The sequence below is a fragment of the Streptomyces sp. NPDC052299 genome, assembly GCF_040679335.1.
Classification (GTDB): Bacteria; Actinomycetota; Actinomycetes; order Streptomycetales; family Streptomycetaceae; genus Streptomyces.
The window spans coordinates 26,216-41,166 of sequence record NZ_JBFAUP010000003.1 but is presented as its reverse complement, the minus strand read 5'-3'; the positions used below and the strand labels follow the sequence as shown (position 1 = coordinate 41,166).

The window sequence follows — 14,951 nt, the reverse complement described above, 5'->3', positions numbered from 1 at the left end:
CCCCAAGCGCCACCAAGGAGCACCACCATGACCGCCACCGTTCTCGACCCGAACACCGCCCTGATCGTCGTCGACCTCCAGAAGGGCATCACCGCCCTGCCCACCGCCCACCCCTCCGCCGGTGTCGTCGCGAACGCCGCGACCCTCGCCGACGCCTTCCGGGCCAAGGGCCTGCCCGTGGTCCTCGTCCGCGTCACCGGCGGCGCCCCCGGCCGCACCGAGGGCCCCGCCCGGTCCGGGCAGCCCGCGGCCGACTGGGCCGAGATCGTCCCCGAGATGGGCCCGCGCGAGGGCGACATCATCGTCACCAAGCAGCAGTGGGGCGCCTTCTACGGCACCGACCTCGATCTCCAGCTGCGCCGCCGGGGCGTCACCCAGGTCGTGGTGGCCGGCATCGCGACCAGCATCGGCGTCGAGTCCACCGCCCGCTCCGCGCACGAGCACGGCTACCACGTCACCCTGGCCACGGACGCGATGACCGACATGAGCGGCGAGGCCCACGACAACAGCCTCCAGCGGATCTTCCCGCGCCTCGGGGAGACCGGCACGACCGACGAGATCGTCAAGCTCCTCGGCTGACCGGAACCCCACCGGCCGGAGCGCCGCGGTCCCCACCCGGGCCGCGGCGCTCCGCCGTACGGGTGGGCTTCGGGGCGTACGCGCCGTGTCGGCACGGCGTTCCCGCGCGAGGGCGTTTTCAGTGGAGGGGCGGAACCAGTGTGATCAACTGCAAATGCCACCAAAAACGCTCAATCAGGCCCATTCCCGGTGCGGGCCGGGCCGTCCCCGGAGGTATCAGCCATGTCCCACGTCGGCGTCCCGCGCGGGACGGCCCGAAAGAGGCGCATCCCCGCCCTCCTCACCGCAGGCGTCCTCACCCTCCCCGTACTGGCCGGATGCAGCTCGGGCGGCGAGGAGAACGCGCACGTCGCCGCCGTACCGCAGGACGTGGCCCGCGCCGCCCGCGCCCAGGTCGCCGACGGGGGCCAGGTCACCTGGGCGATCGACGCGCTCCCCGCCACCTTCAACGCCTTCCAGGCGGACGCCGACAGCGCCACCACCCGGATCACCGGCGCACTGCTCCCGACGCTCTTCCCGCTCGACGCCCAGGGCCGGCCGCAGCTCAACCCGGACTACCTCGAATCCGCGAAGGTGACCGAGACCGAGCCCCGCCAGGTCGTCGTCTACCGGCTCAACCAGCAGGCCGTCTGGAGCGACGGCCGGGGCATCGGCGCCCCGGACTTCGTCGCCCAGTGGCGGGCGCTCAGCGGCAAGGACTCCGCGTTCTGGACCGCCCGCAACGCCGGGTACGAACGCATCGAGAAGATCGAGCGGGGCCACGACGACCTGGAGGTCAAGGTCACCTTCGCCAAGCCGTACGCGGACTGGCGCTCGCTGTTCTCGCCCCTCTACCCGAAGCAGGTGACGGGCTCCCCGGACGCCTTCAACGACGGCGCGCGCACCACCCTCAAGGCGACGGCCGGGCCGTTCCGGCTGCGCGAGGTGGACAAGAAGGCCGGTTCCGTCACGCTGACCCGCGACCCGCGCTGGTGGGGCGGCCGCGCCAAGCTGGACTCGCTGGTCTTCAAGGCCGTCAAGCCGGAGGACCGCACCGACGCGCTGGCCGAGGGCGCCGTCGACATCGCCGACATCGACTCCACCACCGCCCACCGCATCGCCCAGGCGGCCCGCGAGGGCACGGCCGGGGCACCGCCCGCCCACGGCCCCGGCGCCGCGCAGAGCCCGGCGGACGCCCTGCGTTCCTGGGCCGTGGCGCACGGCACCGACGAGGAGGCGGCCGAGGAGGAGCAGGAGGCCCGGGACGACAAGGCCAGGGCCGCCGACGCGTACGCCACCGAGCAGAGCGGGCTGCGCGCCTACGTGGTCCGCAAGTCCCTGGAGCCCGCCTACACCCAGCTCGCGCTGAACGGCGAGACCGGACCGCTCGCCGACGACCGGGTGCGCCGGGCCGTGGCCCGCGCCCTGGACCGCCAGGAGCTGGCCGACACCGTGCTCAAGCCCCTCGGACTGCCCGCGCAGCCGCTCGGCAGCCATCTCGCCGTCGCCGGGCAGCCCGCGTACCGGGACGGCAGCGACGCGCTCGGCAAGCAGGACACCGAGCAGGCGCAGGCGCTGCTCGCCGACGCGGGCTGGACGCGCGAGGGCGCGCTGAGCCGGAGCGACGGCACCAAGGCCGGCAGCGAGGGCGAGAAGACGAAGGACGCCGACACGAAGGCCGACGAGAAGAAGGGGAGCGCCGGCAAGGACGCGGACGACGGCAAGGGGGACCGGGCCGCGGGCGAGCCCGCCGCCGACGACGGCCTCTACATCGTCGGCGACGACAAGCCCGGCGGGACCCACGTCCTCGCCCCGGCCCCCGACGCCGCCGCGCAGAGCGTCGCCCTGCTGCGGCAGGCCGGGCACCTCGGCTCCACGGGCACCTCGGAGGACGCCCGGGACGCGGTCCGCGCGCAGGACCGGCAGCCCGGAGGCGCCGCCGGGGCCTACGCGCCCGCGGGGACCGCCGCGCCGGCCGGGGCGGCCGACACCGCGCGCGGTCCGCTCGGCAAGAACGGCAAGCCGCTGAGCCTGCGCTTCGTCCTGCCGTCCGGGCCCGGCTCGGCCGGTCTGCGCAGCGTCGGCGAGAAGATCGCCGCGATGCTCGACACGATCGGCATCCGCACCGAGATCACCAAGGTCTCCGACGACAGCTACTTCCGCGACCACGTGGCCTCCGGCGACTACGACATGGCCCTGTACTCCTGGCCCGCCACCGCCTACCCGGCCACCGACGACCGCCCGATCTTCGCCAAGCCGCTGCCCGCGTCCGACGGCTCGCTGCTCGTGGAGCAGAACTACACCCGCGTCGGCACGGACCACATCGACCAGCTCTTCGACCAGGCGGCGTCGGAGCTGGACGAGAAGGCCGCCCAGGACCTCATGCGCAAGGCGGACGCCCGCATCTGGGCCGCCGCGGGATCGATCCCCCTCTTCCAGCGCCCCCAGCTCGTCGCCACCAGCAGGCAACTCGTGAACGTCGGCGCCTTCGGCCTCGGGGTCCCGCACTACCAGGACATCGGCTACAAGGCCCCGCAGGCCGCGGGCGCCCCGGCCCGCTCGGGGAAGTAGCCCGGAAGCAGCTCGCCACCCCTCTGCCCGCCGGTCCGCCGGCGGGCAGAGCCGTGCCCTCCACCGGCCCGGAACTTGCCGGGGAGGCCGCAGTCGTGGCCGCCCCGTACCATGGGACTAGCCGTGGCGCGTCCGCCCGGCGGGCGTACGAGGACTCAAGACCGACCCAGGCGCCTGAATCCCCGATCCGAGAGAAGCGCAAGCCACACCATGCCCACGCGCCACGACATCCGTAACGTCGCCATCGTCGCCCACGTCGACCACGGCAAGACGACCATCGTCGATGCCATGCTCAAGCAGGCCGGCTCGTTCGCCGCGCACGCCGCCGAGTCGCTCGACGACCGCATGATGGACTCGAACGACCTGGAGCGTGAGAAGGGCATCACGATCCTGGCCAAGAACACGGCCGTGAAGTACCACCCCAAGGATGGCGGCGACGTCATCACCATCAACATCATCGACACCCCCGGCCACGCCGACTTCGGCGGCGAGGTCGAGCGCGGCCTGTCGATGGTGGACGCGGTCGTGCTCCTGGTCGACGCCTCCGAGGGCCCGCTCCCGCAGACGCGCTTCGTGCTGCGCAAGGCGCTCCAGCAGCGCCTGCCCGTCATCCTGTGCATCAACAAGACGGACCGCCCCGACTCCCGGATCGACGAGGTCGTCAACGAGACCTACGACCTCTTCCTCGACCTGGACGCGGACGAGGAGCAGATCGAGTTCCCGATCGTCTACGCGTGCGGCCGTGACGGCATCGCCTCGCTGACCAAGCCGGAGGACGGCACGGTCCCGGCGGACTCCACCAACCTGGAGCCGTTCTTCTCCGCGATCCTGGAGCACGTCCCGGCCCCGACGTACGAGGAGGGCGCGCCGCTCCAGGCCCACGTCACCAACCTCGACGCCGACAACTTCCTCGGCCGCATCGCGCTCCTCCGCGTCGAGCAGGGCGAGCTGCGCAAGGGCCAGACGGTCGCCTGGATCAAGCGCGACGGCTCGATCCAGAACGTGCGCATCACCGAGCTGATGATGACCGAGGCGCTCACCCGCAAGCCCGCCGAGGTGGCCGGCCCCGGTGACATCTGCGCCGTCGCCGGCATCCCGGAGATCATGATCGGCGAGACGCTCGCCGACCCGGAGAACCCGGTCGCGCTGCCCCTGATCACGGTGGACGAGCCCGCGATCTCCATGACGATCGGCACCAACACCTCGCCGCTCGTCGGCCGGGGCGGCACCGGCAAGGGCGCGGACGCCAAGGCCGCGGTCAAGGACCGCAAGGTCACCGCCCGCCAGGTCAAGGACCGCCTGGACCGCGAGCTCATCGGCAACGTGTCGCTGCGCGTCCTGGACACCGAGCGCCCCGACGCCTGGGAGGTGCAGGGCCGCGGTGAGCTGGCGCTGGCCATCCTGGTCGAGCAGATGCGCCGCGAGGGCTTCGAGATGACCATCGGCAAGCCCCAGGTGGTCACCAAGGACGTCGAGGGCAAGACGTACGAGCCCGTCGAGCGCATGACGATCGACGTGCCCGAGGAGCACATGGGCGCCGTCACGCAGCTCATGGGCGTCCGCAAGGGCCGCATGGACAACATGTCGAACCACGGCTCCGGCTGGGTCCGCATGGAGTTCGTCGTCCCGTCGCGCGGCCTCATCGGCTTCCGTACGGAGTTCCTGACCAACACCCGCGGCACGGGCATCGCGCACTCCATCCACGAGGGCCACGAGCCGTGGTTCGGCACCCTGACGACCCGTAACAACGGCTCGCTGGTCGCCGACCGCGCCGGTGCCGTCACCGCCTTCGCGATGACGAACCTCCAGGAGCGCGGCGTGCTCTTCACCGACCCCGGCACCGAGGTGTACGAGGGCATGATCGTCGGCGAGAACTCGCGCTCCGACGACATGGACGTGAACATCACCAAGGAGAAGAAGCTCACGAACATGCGGTCCTCGTCGGCCGACTCCTTCGAGGCGATCGTCCCGCCGCGCAAGCTCTCGCTGGAGCAGTCGCTGGAGTTCTGCCGCGACGACGAGTGCGTCGAGGTGACTCCGGAGGCCGTCCGCATCCGCAAGGTCGTCCTCGACCAGAAGGAGCGCAGCCGCACCGCCTCGCGCGCCAAGCACGGCTGAGCCGGCGCCGGCAGGCGATTTCCGGCCGACGATCCGTCAGCTCCAGGCATTGCCGTAGCCCAGGGCCCTCACAGACACTGTGGGGGCCCTGAGCCATGGTCAACCGGTTTTAGGCTTGCCCGACCAGCATGTGAGACAGAAACGTCCGATTATCGGAGGTTGCTCTCCGAAACATGTGTTAACAGTCCGTTTCGGGGGTGTCTGTCTGGGATCAGTTTGTCCGGATTTTGATCCTCGTGACGGCCGGATGTTGTCAAACCGAGACCCTTTAAGTGTGGTTTACGGCCCAGTCGTACTTAATAGTTGGCTCCATTGAGCTCGGGTCAATGGGTCACGCACTGTGGGGAGTGCGCCGACTCACGAGCACACTAAGGGCACTGAAACGATCACCGTCAGGGGTGTCGGTGTATCAACCCAGTGCCCTTCTTGTAGTCAAAAGTGGACTCATGAGGAGGAAACCCATGCGTGGTGCCAAGAGCGCCAAGTGGGTCGCGGGAGCGGCCATCATCGCCCTGGCTGCGACTGCCTGTGGTGGCGGCGACGACGACGGCGACAAGGGCAGCAAGCCCGCCGCCAAGGGCGCTGTGAACCCGGACGGCATCTTCTCCGTCGAGGTCGGCGAGCCGCAGAACCCGCTGCAGCCGGCGAACACGATGGAGTCGAACGGCAGCATCGTCACCGACGCGATCTTCTCGCAGCTGGTGGACTACGACCCGTCCGGCAAGCTTGAGATGATCAACGCCGAGTCCGTGGACACCAAGGACTCGAAGCTCTGGACGGTCAAGCTCAAGAAGGACTGGAAGTTCCACGACGGCACCCCCGTCACGGCCGAGTCCTACATCAAGGCCTGGAACTGGGCCGCCAACATCAAGAACAACCAGACCAACGCGTCCTGGTTCGGCGACATCAAGGGCTTCGCGGACGTCCACCCGGAGGACGCGAAGGCCAAGCCGAAGTCGGACACCATGTCCGGTCTGAAGAAGGTGGACGACTACACGTTCACCATCGAGCTCAACGCCCCGCTGCCGTACTTCGCGTACAAGCTCGGTTACACGGTCTTCTCGCCGCTGCCCGAGTCCTTCTACGCGGACCCGAAGGCCGCCGGTGAGAAGCCGGTCGGCAACGGCGCGTACAAGTTCGTCAGCTGGGACCACAAGAAGCAGATCAAGGTCGTCCGCAACGACGACTACAAGGGTCTCGACAAGGCGAAGAACGGCGGTGTGATCTTCAAGAACTACACCACCCTCGAGACCGCCTACGAGGACCTGAAGTCCGGCAACGTCGACGTGCTCCGCCAGATCGGCCCGAAGGACCTCCCGGTCTACCGGTCCGACCTCGGTGACCGCGCCGTGGACAAGGCGTACTCCGCCATCCAGACGATCGCCGTCGCGTTCTACACCGACCAGTGGAAGAACATCGACCCGAAGGTCCTCCAGGGCCTGTCGATGGGCATCGACCGCGACACGATCACCAAGACCGTGCTCCAGGGCACCCGCGAGCCCGCCACCGGCTGGGTCGCCAAGGGCGTGCTCGGCTACCAGCCGAACGCCACCGGCGACGTCACCAAGTACGACCCCGCCAAGGCCAAGCAGCTCATCAAGGACGGCGGCGGCGTCCCGGGCAACAAGATCTCGATCCAGTTCAACGCCGACGGCGGCCACAAGGAATGGGTCGAGGCGGTCTGCAACAGCATCACGCAGTCGACCGGCGTCAAGTGCACCGGTGACTCGAAGGCCGACTTCCAGGCCGACACCAACGCGCGTGACGACAAGCAGGTCAAGTCCCTGTACCGCTCCGGCTGGGTGCTCGACTACCCGGTGAACGCCAACTTCATCTCGGACCTGTTCCGTACCGGCGCCGCGGGCAACCAGGGCGACTTCTCGAACAAGGGCCTGGACGCGGAGATCAAGAAGGCCGACTCCGCCGCCTCCCTCGAGGACTCCGTCGCCGCGTACCAGAAGATCGAGAAGGAGCTGGTGAACTACATGCCCTCCATCCCGCTCTGGTACTACAAGGTCAACGCCGGCTACTCGGAGAAGGTCCAGAACGTCGACTACGCCCAGGACGGCGACCCGATCCTGACGCAGATCGAAGTCAAGAAGTAATCACACCGACGTAGTCCGCGCGCACGTGCGGGACCCCTGAAGAACGGTCCCGCGCCTGCCGCACGCAGTGGCCGGGGGGCCCTTCCACGCAACCGACCCACCCTCAGGGGCAGTCGGAGCGGGGGAGGGCCCGTCGGCTGCCGCCGCCTATTACATGGAGGCATGATGGGGCGCTATGTCGCACGACGACTGCTCCAGATGATCCCGGTCTTCCTCGGGACAACGCTGCTGATCTTCCTGATGGTCTACACGCTGCCCGGCGACCCCGTGCGCGGGCTCTTCGGGGACAAGGGGGCCGACCCGGCCACTCTGGAAGCGATGCGGCACAAGCTCGGACTGGACCAGCCGATTCTGGTGCAGTACTGGGACTACATGAAGGGCATGATCCTTCATGCGGACTTCGGCACCCAGATAGCCAGCGGGCGCCCCGTCACCGACGTGCTCGGCGACGCCTTCCCGGTCACGCTGCGCCTTGCGGGCATGGCCTTCGTCATCGAGATCATCCTCGGCATCGGCCTGGGCATGGTCGCGGGTCTGCGTGCCGGCCGGCTGGCCGACAACGTGGTCCTCATCCTGACGCTGCTGATCATCTCGATCCCCGTCTTCGTGCTGGCGCACATCGTGAAGTCCGTCTTCGCCGACCAGTTGGGGGTCATCTCGCCCAACGTCTCGAACGAGGCGACCTGGAGCGAACTGCTGACCCCGGCCATCGTGCTCGGCTCGCTCTCCCTCGCGTACGTGGCCCGGCTGACCCGTACGACGATGGCCGAGAACCTGCGGTCCGACTACATGCGCACGGCCGTTGCCAAGGGGCTTCCGAAGCGCCGCATCATCGGTGTGCACCTCATGCGCAACTCGATGATCCCCGTCGTCACGTTCCTGGGCACCGACCTCGGCGCCCTGATGGGCGGTGCGGTCGTCACCGAGTCCGTCTTCAACGTCAAGGGCGTCGGCGGCACCATCTTCGAGTCGATCACCCGGCGTGAAGGGACCACCCTGGTGGGCCTCGTCACCATCCTGGTGCTCGTCTACCTGTTCATGACCCTGATCGTCGACCTGCTGTACGCGGTCCTGGACCCGAGGATCCGTTATGCCTGACGTGACCAAGACCGCACCCGCGCCCGAGGACGTCCACGGTCCCGTCACGGACCCGACCTCCGTGGCGAAGGCCGCCAAGGCGCGCAGCCTCTGGGGCGACGCCTGGGCCGATCTGCGCCGCAACCCGTACTTCCTGGTGTCGTCCGTCCTCATCGTCATCCTCCTGGTGATAGCCGTCTTCCCCGGCCTGTTCACCGGGGCCTCGGCGACCCACGCGGACCTCGGGAAGCACTTCCTGAAGAAGCCCGAGCTGGGCAAGATCGGCTCGGAGGGCTGGCTCGGATACGACGGGCAGGGCCGCAGCGTCTACGCCCGCGTCATCTACGGCACCCGCGCCTCGATCACCGTCGGCGTGTGCGTCACCGTGCTGGTGACCCTGTTCGGCGGCCTCATCGGCATGCTGTCCGGATTCTTCGGCGGCTGGGTGGACGCGGTCCTCTCCGGCTTCACCAACATCTTCCTGGGCCTGCCCTTCCTGCTCGGCGCGATGGTCGTGCTCCAGTCCTTCAGCGAGCGCAAGGTCTGGGTCGTCGTCCTCGCCCTGGCGTTCCTCGGCTGGACCCAGATCGCCCGTGTCATGCGCGGCGCGGTGATCACCGCCAAGGCGTCCGACTACGTACAAGCGGCGCGGGCGCTCGGCGCGAGCACCAGCCGGATCATGTTCCGGCACATCCTGCCGAACGTGATGGCGCCGGTGATCGTCGTCGCCACCATCTCGCTGGGCGTGTACATCTCGGCCGAGGCGACCCTGTCGTACCTGGGCCTCGGTCTCGCCGACCCGACCATCTCGTGGGGCATCGACATCTCGACCGGTTCGAGCCAGATCCGGGTGGCGCAGCACATCCTGATCTACCCGTCGATCATGCTCAGCATCACCGTTCTGGCGTTCATCATGCTCGGCGAAGCCGTCCGCAACGCCTTCGATCCGAAGTCGCGATAGGAGGGCGAACGTGGCCACCATCAACAAGACCGCCGAAGTCCCGTCCGCACGCCGGGGTGACGACCACGTCGGTCCCCTGCTCGAAGTCCGTGACCTGCACGTGGAGTTCCACACCCGCGACGGTGTGGCCAAGGCGGTCAACGGGGTCAACTACAGCGTGGACGCCGGTGAGACCCTGGCCGTCCTCGGTGAGTCCGGTTCCGGCAAGTCCGTGACGGCGCAGGCCATCATGGGCATCCTCGACATGCCGCCCGGCAGGATTCCCAAGGGCGAGATCCTCTTCCGCGGCCAGGACATGCTCAAGATGTCCAACGAGGAGCGCCGGAAGATCCGCGGCCAGAAGATCGCCATGATCTTCCAGGACGCGCTGTCCTCGCTGAACCCGGTCCTCACCGTCGGCTACCAGCTCGGCGAGATGTTCCGGGTCCACCAGGGCCTGTCCAAGAAGGAAGCCCGCGCCAAGGCCATCGAGCTGATGGACCAGGTGAAGATCCCGGCCGCCGCGGCCCGGGTCTCGGACTACCCGCACCAGTTCTCCGGCGGCATGCGCCAGCGCATCATGATCGCGATGGCGCTCGCCCTGGAGCCGGACCTGATCATCGCGGACGAGCCGACCACCGCGCTCGACGTGACCGTCCAGGCCCAGGTGATGGACCTGCTCGCGGAGCTCCAGCGCGAGTACAACATGGGCCTGATCCTGATCACCCACGACCTGGGTGTCGTCGCGGACGTCGCCGACAAGATCGCCGTGATGTACGCGGGCCGGATCGTCGAGACCGCCCCGGTGCACGAGATCTACAAGCGCCCCGCGCACCCGTACACCAAGGGTCTGCTGGCCTCGATCCCGCGCCTGGACCAGAAGGGCCAGGAGCTCTTCGCGATCAAGGGCCTGCCGCCCAACCTGCTGCACGTGCCGTCGGGCTGCGCGTTCAACCCGCGCTGCACCATGGCCCAGGACATCTGCCGTTCGGACATCCCGGCCCTCCAGCCGGTGACCGAGCAGGACGGCACCGAGCTGGCCGGCCGCCGCAGCGCCTGTCACTTCTGGAAGGAGACGATCCATGGCTGACATCTCGAAGGAGTCCGTGGACGCCACCCCCAACGTCTCCGAGGTGGAGACCGTCGACGCGGCGACCGAGGCGGAGGCCGTAGCCGCCATCGACGCGCCCGTGTCGCAGGGGGAGCCGATCCTCCAGGTGCGCAACCTCGTCAAGCACTTCCCGCTGACGCAGGGCATCCTCTTCCAGAAGCAGGTCGGCGCGGTCAAGGCCGTCGACGGCATCTCGTTCGACCTGTACGCGGGCGAGACGCTGGGCATCGTGGGCGAGTCCGGCTGCGGCAAGTCCACCGTCGCCAAGCTGCTGATGTCGCTGGAGCGGGCCACCGCCGGCGAGGTCTTCTACAAGGGCCAGGACATCACCAAGCTGTCCGGCCGCGCGCTGAAGGCCGTGCGCCGCAACATCCAGATGGTGTTCCAGGACCCGTACACCTCGCTCAACCCCCGCATGACGGTGGGCGACATCATCGGCGAGACGTACGAGATCCACCCCGAGGTGGCCCCCAAGGGCGACCGGCGGCGCAGGGTCCAGGAGCTCCTGGACGTCGTCGGCCTCAACCCGGAGTACATCAACCGCTACCCGCACCAGTTCTCCGGCGGTCAGCGCCAGCGCATCGGCATCGCCCGCGGCCTCGCGCTCAACCCGGAGATCATCATCTGCGACGAGCCGGTCTCCGCGCTCGACGTGTCGGTGCAGGCGCAGGTCGTCAACCTGATGGAGAAGCTCCAGGACGAGTTCAACCTGTCCTACCTCTTCATCGCGCACGACCTGTCGATCGTCCGGCACATCTCGGACCGGGTCGGCGTCATGTACCTCGGCAAGATGGCCGAGATCGGTACGGACGTCCAGATCTACGACCACCCGACGCACCCCTACACCCAGGCGCTGCTGTCGGCCGTTCCGGTCCCGGACCCGGAGGCCCGTGAGGGCCGCGAGCGGATCATCCTCTCCGGTGACGTCCCCTCCCCGGCCAACCCGCCCTCGGGCTGCCGCTTCCGCACCCGCTGCTGGAAGGCCCAGGACAAGTGCGCCACCGAGGTGCCGCTCCTCGCGGTCCCCGAGCGCTTCAAGGCCTCGAAGACGCCGGCCGCCCACGAGTCGGCCTGCCACTTCGCGGAGGAGAAGGACGTGGTGCACGCGGCCTCGTAACCCGCCGCGCGCGACGAAAGGCGCCCCGGAACCGATCGGTTCCGGGGCGCCTTTCCCGTGTACCGGGAACCGGGCTCGCAGGGTGCTCGGGTCAGTGGGCCGATGCGGGCTCGGTTCCCCCGGCCGGAGCCGTACGGCGGGCGTGGACCGGTCGGGTCCCGCGCCGGGCGTACGGCCCCGGGGCCGAGGCGAGGGGTGTCAGCCTCGCGCCTCGCGGTCTTCGGACCCGCCGTCCTTCTCCAGGCTCTTGGCGGGCTTGGCGTCCGCCTGGCGGGCCTGCGGGACGGCGGCCACCGACTGGGAGTCCTCCGGGTAGTGGCAGGCCGTCAGGTGGCCCTCACGGCTGCCGGAGATCCGCACCAGCGGGGGCGTCTCGCTCGCGCACTTGTCCGTCGCCTTCCAGCAGCGGGTGCGGAAGCGGCAGCCCGAGGGCGGGTTCACGGGGGACGGGACGTCGCCGGTGAGCCGGATGCGCTCACGGGCCGGCGTGTCGTCCGCGGTGGCCTCGGGCACGGCGGAGAGCAGCGCCCGCGTGTAGGGGTGGCGGGGATTCCCGTACAGGTCGTCGCGGTCCGCGATCTCCACGATCCGGCCGAGGTACATCACGGCGACGCGCTGGGAGAAGTGCCGTACGACCGCCAGGTCGTGGGCGATGAACAGGAAGGCGATCCCCAGCTCCTTCTGGAGCTTCTGCAGCAGGTTGACCACCTGCGCCTGGATCGACACGTCCAGCGCGGAGACCGGCTCGTCCGCCACGATCAGCTTCGGTTCCAGGGCCAGCGCGCGGGCGACCCCGATGCGCTGACGCTGGCCGCCGGAGAACTCGTGCGGGAAGCGGTTGTAGTGCTCCGGGTTGAGCCCGACGGTCTCCAGCAGCTCCCGCACCCGGGCCTCGCGGCCGCCGGGCGGCTCGATGCCGTTGACCTCCATCGGCGCCGACACGATCTTGCCGACCGTCTGGCGCGGGTTCAGCGAGGCGTACGGGTCCTGGAAGATCATCTGGATCTCGGAGCGGACCGGCGCCAGCTGCTTGCGGGTGGCGTGCGTGATGTCCTGCCCGCGGTAGGCGATCCGGCCCGCGGTCGGCTCGAGCAGCCGGGTGACCAGCCGGCCCGTGGTCGACTTGCCGCAGCCGGACTCACCGACCAGGCCCAGGCTCTCGCCCTCGGCGACGGTGAAGTCCAGTCCGTCCACGGCCTGGACGGCCCCGACGGTCCGCCGGATCGGGAAGCCGCCCTTGATCGGGAAGTGCTTGGTGAGTCCGGAGACGTCCAGGAGGGGATCGGTGCTGCTCATGGTGGGAAAGTCCCGTCTCTTGTACGTCAGTTGGCCCGGGTGCCGGCGAAGTCGGTGAAGAACTCCACGCGCTGCTCCGGGGTCAGGTGGCAGGCCGCCCCGCGCCCGGACACCAGGTCCAGCGGAGGCTGCTGGGCCGAGCAGCGGTCGCCGCCGACCTGCTCGGTGAAGGAGCACCGCGGGTGGAAGCGGCAGCCGCTCGGCGGGTTGAGGAGGCTCGGCGGGGTGCCGGGGATCGGCGACAGCGGCACGTCCACCGGGCCTTCGAGGCTCGGCATCGAGCCCAGCAGGCCCCAGGTGTACGGGTGCTGCGGCGTGCGCAGCACCTCCTTCTTCGTACCCCGCTCCACACAGCGCCCGCCGTACATCACGAGGACGTCGTCCGCGATGTCGGCGATGACCCCGAGGTCGTGGGTGATGAAGATGATCGAGGTGCCGAACTCCTGCTGGAGGTCCTTGAGCAGGTCCATGATCTGGGCCTGCACGGTGACGTCCAGCGCGGTCGTCGGCTCGTCCGCGATCAGCAGCGCGGGGTCGCAGACCAGCGACATGGCGATCATCGCGCGCTGGCGCATACCGCCGGAGAACTGGTGCGGGTAGTCGTCCACGCGCAGGTTCGGCTGCGGGATGCCCACCTTGGTGAGCATCTCGATCGCCCGTGCCCGGGCCTCCTGCTTGGAGGCGCCGGTGTGCTTCCGGAACGTCTCGCCGATCTGCTTGCCGATCGTGTGGTACGGCGACAGGGAGGCCAGGGCGTCCTGGAAGACCATGGACATCTTGTTGCCGCGCAGCCGCTCCAGCTCCCGCTCGGACGCGGACAGCAGGTCCTGGCCGTCGAGCAGGATCTCGCCCTCGATCTCGGTGTGGTCGGGGTGGTGCAGTCCGAGGATGGCCAGGTTGGTGACGGACTTGCCGGAGCCGGACTCGCCGACGATGCCGAGGGTCTTGCCGCGCTCCAGGTCGAAGGAGAGCCCGTCGACGGCCTTGACCAGGCCGTCTTCGCTGGAGAAGTGCACGCGCAGATCGCGTACGGAGAGGAAGGGGGTGCTCATGGGGTCTCTCCCTAGGCGAGGCGCACGCGCGGGTCGATGAGGGCGTAGACGGCGTCCACGACGATGTTGAAGAAGACGATCGCCGCCGCCGCGACCAGGACGACACCCAGGATCATCGGGAGGTCGTTGTCGTAGACCGCCTTGATCGACAGGGCGCCGATGCCGTGCAGACCGAAGACCTTCTCGGTGATGATCGCGCCGCCGAGCAGCAGGCCGATGTCGAGACCGAAGATGGTGACGATCGGGCCCATCGCGCCGCGCCACGCGAACCGGAAGAACACGGTGCGCCGGGACAGGCCCTTGGCCCGGGCGGTGCGGACGTAGTCCTCGCTCATCGACTCGACCATCTGGGAGCGGGTCATACGCGTGTAGTTGGCGGTGAAGATCAGCGCCAGCACCAGCCAGGGCAGCAGCAGCCCGGAGAACCAGCCGGCCGGGTCCTGGGTGAACGGGACGTCCTTGGGGCGGCTGAGGATGTGCAGCTGGTCGCAGAGGTAGTACATGGCGACCACGCCGACGATGTAGATCTGCATCGAGGAGAAGATCAGGGACGCCGAGGAGGCGATCTTGTCCAGCGCCTTGCCCTGCTTCACGGCGGCCAGCATGCCGGTGCCCACACCGAAGAGCACGAAGACGACCGCGGCGCCGGCGGAGAGGGAGAGCGTCGTCGGGAAGCGGTCCTGGATGGTGCTGAAGACCGGCTCGCTGTTGCGGAACGAGTAGCCCAGGCACGGGGCGGGGCAGTGGCCGAACGAGCTGTAGTCGCGTCCGACGAACACGCCTTCCAGCCAGTGCCAGTACTGCACGGGCAGCGGGTCGGCGATGCCGAGGTTCTGCTTGACCAGCGCCAGCGTCTCCGGCGTGCAGATCTTGCCGCAGGCCGCGCGGGCGGGGTCGCGGGGCGCGACGTAGAAGAGGACGAAGGTGATGGCACTGATGATCAGCAGGATGACCAGTGCGCCGATTGCCCGGCGGAGGAGGAAGCGGAACATGGCGATGGATTTCC

At 69.1% G+C, this 14,951-nt stretch carries 11 protein-coding genes; 8 read left to right on the top strand and 3 right to left on the bottom strand.

Annotated elements, in window-relative coordinates; translation table 11 throughout:
- Window positions 1–27 precede the first annotated feature (27 nt).
- The 8 genes from AB0L33_RS05715 (at window position 28) to AB0L33_RS05680 (ending at window position 11,597) form a co-directional block, all read left to right on the top strand.
- Window positions 28–579: an isochorismatase family protein gene (locus tag AB0L33_RS05715; RefSeq protein WP_365678000.1), complete on the top strand. Its 552-nt coding sequence runs from the start codon at window positions 28–30 to the stop codon at window positions 577–579.
- A 222-nt stretch (window positions 580–801) separates the two neighbouring features.
- Window positions 802–3,129, top strand: coding sequence for an ABC transporter family substrate-binding protein (locus tag AB0L33_RS05710; RefSeq protein ID WP_365677998.1), 2,328 nt, complete (start codon window positions 802–804; stop codon window positions 3,127–3,129).
- Between the two features lie 210 nt (window positions 3,130–3,339).
- Complete coding sequence (gene typA, locus AB0L33_RS05705) at window positions 3,340–5,247, top strand: translational GTPase TypA (protein ID WP_073964160.1); 1,908 nt, start codon at window positions 3,340–3,342, stop codon at window positions 5,245–5,247.
- A gap of 461 nt (window positions 5,248–5,708) precedes the next feature.
- Complete coding sequence (locus AB0L33_RS05700) at window positions 5,709–7,352, top strand: ABC transporter substrate-binding protein (protein WP_365677995.1); 1,644 nt, start codon at window positions 5,709–5,711, stop codon at window positions 7,350–7,352.
- A 165-nt stretch (window positions 7,353–7,517) separates the two neighbouring features.
- Complete coding sequence (locus AB0L33_RS05695) at window positions 7,518–8,450, top strand: ABC transporter permease (protein WP_365678645.1); 933 nt, start codon at window positions 7,518–7,520, stop codon at window positions 8,448–8,450.
- Complete coding sequence (locus AB0L33_RS05690; RefSeq protein WP_365677993.1) at window positions 8,443–9,390, top strand: ABC transporter permease; 948 nt, start codon at window positions 8,443–8,445, stop codon at window positions 9,388–9,390. Before AB0L33_RS05695 ends, AB0L33_RS05690 begins: the two co-directional genes overlap by 8 nt.
- 10 nt (window positions 9,391–9,400) lie before the next feature.
- Window positions 9,401–10,459 (top strand): ABC transporter ATP-binding protein, encoded by a 1,059-nt coding sequence (locus AB0L33_RS05685; protein WP_365677991.1) that lies wholly within the window; start codon window positions 9,401–9,403, stop codon window positions 10,457–10,459.
- The gene (locus tag AB0L33_RS05680; RefSeq protein ID WP_365677989.1) at window positions 10,452–11,597 is read left to right on the top strand and encodes a dipeptide ABC transporter ATP-binding protein; all 1,146 of its coding nucleotides are present in this window, start codon (window positions 10,452–10,454) and stop codon (window positions 11,595–11,597) included. The genes AB0L33_RS05685 and AB0L33_RS05680 overlap by 8 nt, the downstream gene beginning before the upstream one ends.
- Before the next feature lie 198 nt (window positions 11,598–11,795).
- On the opposite strand, the gene AB0L33_RS05675 is transcribed toward AB0L33_RS05680, so the two are convergent.
- Genes AB0L33_RS05675 through AB0L33_RS05665 form a run of 3 tightly spaced genes read right to left on the bottom strand, consistent with a single transcriptional unit; the run spans window position 11,796 to window position 14,937 of the window.
- Window positions 11,796–12,893 (bottom strand): dipeptide ABC transporter ATP-binding protein, encoded by a 1,098-nt coding sequence (locus AB0L33_RS05675; RefSeq protein ID WP_365677987.1) that lies wholly within the window; start codon window positions 12,891–12,893, stop codon window positions 11,796–11,798.
- Between the two features lie 26 nt (window positions 12,894–12,919).
- Window positions 12,920–13,945, bottom strand: a complete 1,026-nt coding sequence (locus AB0L33_RS05670) for an ABC transporter ATP-binding protein (protein WP_365677985.1) — start codon at window positions 13,943–13,945, stop codon at window positions 12,920–12,922.
- A gap of 11 nt (window positions 13,946–13,956) precedes the next feature.
- Complete coding sequence (locus tag AB0L33_RS05665; protein WP_365677983.1) at window positions 13,957–14,937, bottom strand: ABC transporter permease; 981 nt, start codon at window positions 14,935–14,937, stop codon at window positions 13,957–13,959.
- Between the last annotated feature and the right edge of the window lie 14 nt (window positions 14,938–14,951).

Bases quoted from the DNA above. Each gene is read 5' to 3' on its own strand.
- AB0L33_RS05665 (WP_365677983.1), bottom strand. From the start codon at position 14,937: ATGTTCCGCTTCCTCCTCCGCCGGGCAATCGGCGCACTGGTCATCCTG.
- AB0L33_RS05710 (WP_365677998.1), top strand. From the start codon at position 802: ATGTCCCACGTCGGCGTCCCGCGCGGGACGGCCCGAAAGAGGCGCATC.
- AB0L33_RS05700 (WP_365677995.1), top strand. From the start codon at position 5,709: ATGCGTGGTGCCAAGAGCGCCAAGTGGGTCGCGGGAGCGGCCATCATC.
- AB0L33_RS05675 (WP_365677987.1), bottom strand. From the start codon at position 12,893: ATGAGCAGCACCGATCCCCTCCTGGACGTCTCCGGACTCACCAAGCAC.
- AB0L33_RS05690 (WP_365677993.1), top strand. From the start codon at position 8,443: ATGCCTGACGTGACCAAGACCGCACCCGCGCCCGAGGACGTCCACGGT.
- AB0L33_RS05680 (WP_365677989.1), top strand. From the start codon at position 10,452: ATGGCTGACATCTCGAAGGAGTCCGTGGACGCCACCCCCAACGTCTCC.
- AB0L33_RS05670 (WP_365677985.1), bottom strand. From the start codon at position 13,945: ATGAGCACCCCCTTCCTCTCCGTACGCGATCTGCGCGTGCACTTCTCC.
- AB0L33_RS05695 (WP_365678645.1), top strand. From the start codon at position 7,518: ATGGGGCGCTATGTCGCACGACGACTGCTCCAGATGATCCCGGTCTTC.
- typA (WP_073964160.1), top strand. From the start codon at position 3,340: ATGCCCACGCGCCACGACATCCGTAACGTCGCCATCGTCGCCCACGTC.
- AB0L33_RS05715 (WP_365678000.1), top strand. From the start codon at position 28: ATGACCGCCACCGTTCTCGACCCGAACACCGCCCTGATCGTCGTCGAC.